Raw genomic sequence first — 3,406 nt, 5'->3', positions numbered from 1 at the left:
CCTTGGTTGGCGTTGCCATAACCCTCCTTCCGGGGAATAGTGCCGGTGGTTCGGGTCGCACGCATAAAAAACGCCCCATGCAGATGCACGGGGCTTCACTCCCTCACCGGTATCCGGTGGCGGGGCAATGCTTCGTTCACCTGCGCAGGCCGTCCCAGGCATGGGACTTTCGGTTGAAAACATGGAGGATTTCAACGACCGACGGTCTTTGGTTCTTCAAGGTTACGCGATGCTGCCGCTGACTCCAAATCGGTCAGCGGCAGCCGGCTTCGACGAACCCGCCCTGGTGGGCGGGCGCTAAACGGCGGCGGGCTGTACCGCGGAGGCCTCCCCCGGGCCGGGGGCCCTGCCGTCGAGGTCGTCCTGGACCTGGTCCACGTGGTCCTCCATCGCATGGCGGGCCCCTTGGGAGTCACGGCTTACGACGGCGGCGAGCACGCGGTGGTGCATGGCCAGCGTGCGGGAGCGTACGGCTTGGGCCACAAATGCCTCCCGCCGGGCTTCTGCCAACACACGCCCCATTGGGACGAAGACCGCAGGAAAGAGGATGTTGCCGGACGCTTGGAGGATCGCCGTGTGGAACAGCCTGTCGGCTTCGACGAAGGCATCCGCGTCACCGGCGGCATCCGCCGCCGTCATCGCTTCCAATTCCCCGCGCAACACCTCCAGGTCCGCAGCAGTCCGGTGGGCCGCGGCCAGCGCAGCGGCGCCGGATTCAACCAGACGGCGCACTTCGAGCAATTGCCTTGAGGCGGCAGAGTCGCTCATGCTGTGCGCGGCGGCGCGGACGATGGCCTCGACGGAGGTCCACTCCTCGGCAGGGTTGATAAAGGTGCCGCGGCCCCGCTGGACACTGATGACGTTCATCGCCCGCAGCCTGGTAAGCGCTTCCCGCACAGTGAGCCGGCTGACCTGCGACTGCACCGCAATCTCGGCTTCTGTGGGCAGCGTGTCCCCGGGAGCCAACCGGCCTGCAACAATCCCCTCCAGCAGTTCCTCCGCCACCGTGTCCACCAGCGTCCTGCGTTCCATCGGACCCTCCCGTCCCATCCGGCGGATCTGCCGGCGCGCTGGTATCGTAGCCTCGGCTTCTGGTTACCGACCCGTAGCATTACGGCAGGGCGCCACACTCGGACATGCCACGTCACCCACGGCGACACAAGCCCCACCAGGCGGCCGGGTCCGGGGTCCAGAAGGCGGTGTTCCTCCTACACCACGCCGCCCCACCGGGATGCGGCCCGCCCCGCTGGCGCCTCCTGGCCTGGTGCTCTCCCTCTTGCCCCGTGCACCGCCCCTGGGCTAGTGCTCGGCGTCCAGTTTCTTCTGCCAGGCAGCTTCATAGCCTGCGGGCGAGAAGCCGAGGGCGATATTGATGTCCAGCATGTGGCTGTTTTCCGCGGCGTTCCAGGTATACAGGCGCCGGCTTTGCGGCCATGCTTCCGCAACTCTCTGCAGATTCCGGACCTTGATCAGCATTCCCAGATTGTGGCCGCGGTGGGCGGGCAGCACCAGGGTGTCCCCTTGGAAGACCACCTCGGGCTGATCCGGGAACCATTCCAGCACGGTCTGCCCCACCAGCCGGCCGCTGGGCAGATGCTGCGCCGTGACCGCCAGGCAACGGCCGCCCTTGCGCCGCAACTCTTCCTCGTTCTGGCGCACCCTGGCCTCATCCCACGCTTCTTCCTCGTAGTCCAGCTCGCCCAGCGGGACGTCGGTGCTCATCTGTTGGCGCAGGGCCGCATACTGGCTCACGTATTCTGCCGGGCAACTGTCGGCCCACTCCACCAGCCGGTAGTTGCCGCCGGCCTTGGCGGTTGCTGCTGCCGCTTGCGCTGCCAGCCGCTCCGGGTCGGCGGGAACCGGCATGCTGCTGCAGCGTTCCACCTGCTCCAGCCGGAAGCCGCTAACCGTTGCAAAGCGCACCGCAGGCGCGGAGGCCGGCAAAGCGCCGGACCCCGTCGCCGGCCGGAGCATGTCCGGTCCCTCAACCTCGAAATCTGCAGGCTGCTCGCTCCAACCCTGCAGCGTGGTTCGCCCCTGGCTGAGGGCGAGAGCTTCGGCCTCGGCCAGCAGCCGGCTCCCCAGGCCACGGCGGCGGTACTCGGGGTGGACTGCCACAAAGACGTAGCCGTTGCGCAGGTTGTCCTGCAACGACAGTTCCAGCAAGGCGCGGCCCACGTGCCGGTCGCCGTCCTTCGCCGCCCAGAGGTACGTCACCGAGTAGTCACTTGGCCGGCACCCCTCCAGCCGGGCGGCCGGACTGACCCAGAAATCATTAGTGCCCCAGATCAGCCCGTTGACCAGATTGGACAGCTCTGCCGACGCAGTAAAATCCTCGCCGCCGGGGCCGTCCACAGTGGACGGGATCGGCAGCGGCGCGATCGTGATCGAAGCGGTGGGCATCCCTGCTCCTCGCGGCATAAGTGATTGACTAGTGCCAATCACTCTACGGCATGACCGCGGACGGGCACCAGCACCGGCGCAGGGGCCGGACCAGGGAGCGGGACCACCGGAAGAACACCCCGGGGCCGGCCCTGGGCGCTGCCGCCAGCCTGCCCGTTAGCTGCCGTCGTCATGCCCGTTAACGACGCAATGGCCGCAGCATGGAGCTGCGGCCATTGCCGGTGGTCGCCGTTGCCGGCGAACGCGAAGTCCTGGTTAGGCCTCCACAGCCACCTTGGTCACGTTCGGGTCCACCGAGATGCCGGGGCCGAAGGTGGTGGCGACGGTGGCCTTCTGGATGTACCGGCCCTTGGAAGCGGACGGCTTCAGGCGCAGCACCTCTTCCAGGGCGGCGGCGTAGTTCTCCACCAGCTTGTCGGCGTCGAACGACACCTTGCCGATGATGAAGTGGAGGTTGGCGTGCTTGTCGACGCGGAAGTCGATCTTGCCGCCCTTGATGTCGTTGACAGCCTTGGCCACGTCCGGGGTCACCGTACCGGTCTTCGGGTTCGGCATCAGGTTGCGCGGACCGAGGACCTTGCCCAGGCGGCCGACCTTGCCCATCAGTTCCGGGGTTGCCACGGCGGCGTCAAAGTCGGTCCAGCCCCCCTGGATCTTCTCGATCAGGTCGTCCGAGCCCACGAAGTCGGCGCCGGCGGCGATAGCGGCCTCGGCCTTGTCGCCGGTGGCGAAGACCAGCACGCGGGCGGTCTTGCCGGTGCCGTGCGGCAGGTTGACCGTGCCGCGAACCATCTGGTCCGCCTTGCGCGGGTCAACGCTGAGGCGGAAAGCCACCTCAACGGTCGCGTCGAACTTGGAGGGGTTGGTCTCCTTGGCCAGAGTGATTGCCTCGACCGGGGCGTAAACCTTGTCCGCCTCGATCTTGGCTACAGCTGCCTCATATGCTTTGCTGCGCTTTGCCATCTGCTTTTTCTCCTTGTGCAGTTGTGGTCTGCGGACCGCG

The 3,406-nt window shown here is 67.0% G+C and carries 3 protein-coding genes; all 3 read right to left on the bottom strand.

Annotated elements, in window-relative coordinates; translation table 11 throughout:
- Nucleotides 1–297 precede the first annotated feature (297 nt).
- Nucleotides 298–1,032, bottom strand: a complete 735-nt coding sequence (locus AC5RWT_RS35845) for a FadR/GntR family transcriptional regulator (protein WP_494084375.1) — start codon at nucleotides 1,030–1,032, stop codon at nucleotides 298–300.
- 267 nt (nucleotides 1,033–1,299) lie between these two features.
- Nucleotides 1,300–2,403 (bottom strand): GNAT family N-acetyltransferase, encoded by a 1,104-nt coding sequence (locus AC5RWT_RS35840; RefSeq protein ID WP_494084374.1) that lies wholly within the window; start codon nucleotides 2,401–2,403, stop codon nucleotides 1,300–1,302.
- A 255-nt stretch (nucleotides 2,404–2,658) separates the two neighbouring features.
- Complete coding sequence (gene rplA / locus AC5RWT_RS35835) at nucleotides 2,659–3,366, bottom strand: 50S ribosomal protein L1 (RefSeq protein ID WP_494084376.1); 708 nt, start codon at nucleotides 3,364–3,366, stop codon at nucleotides 2,659–2,661.
- Nucleotides 3,367–3,406 lie beyond the last annotated feature (40 nt).

The organism is Arthrobacter sp. Dra40 (genome assembly GCF_059091905.1).
Note: the sequence above shows the minus strand (reverse complement) of the source record. Positions and strands in the feature narration are given on the sequence as shown.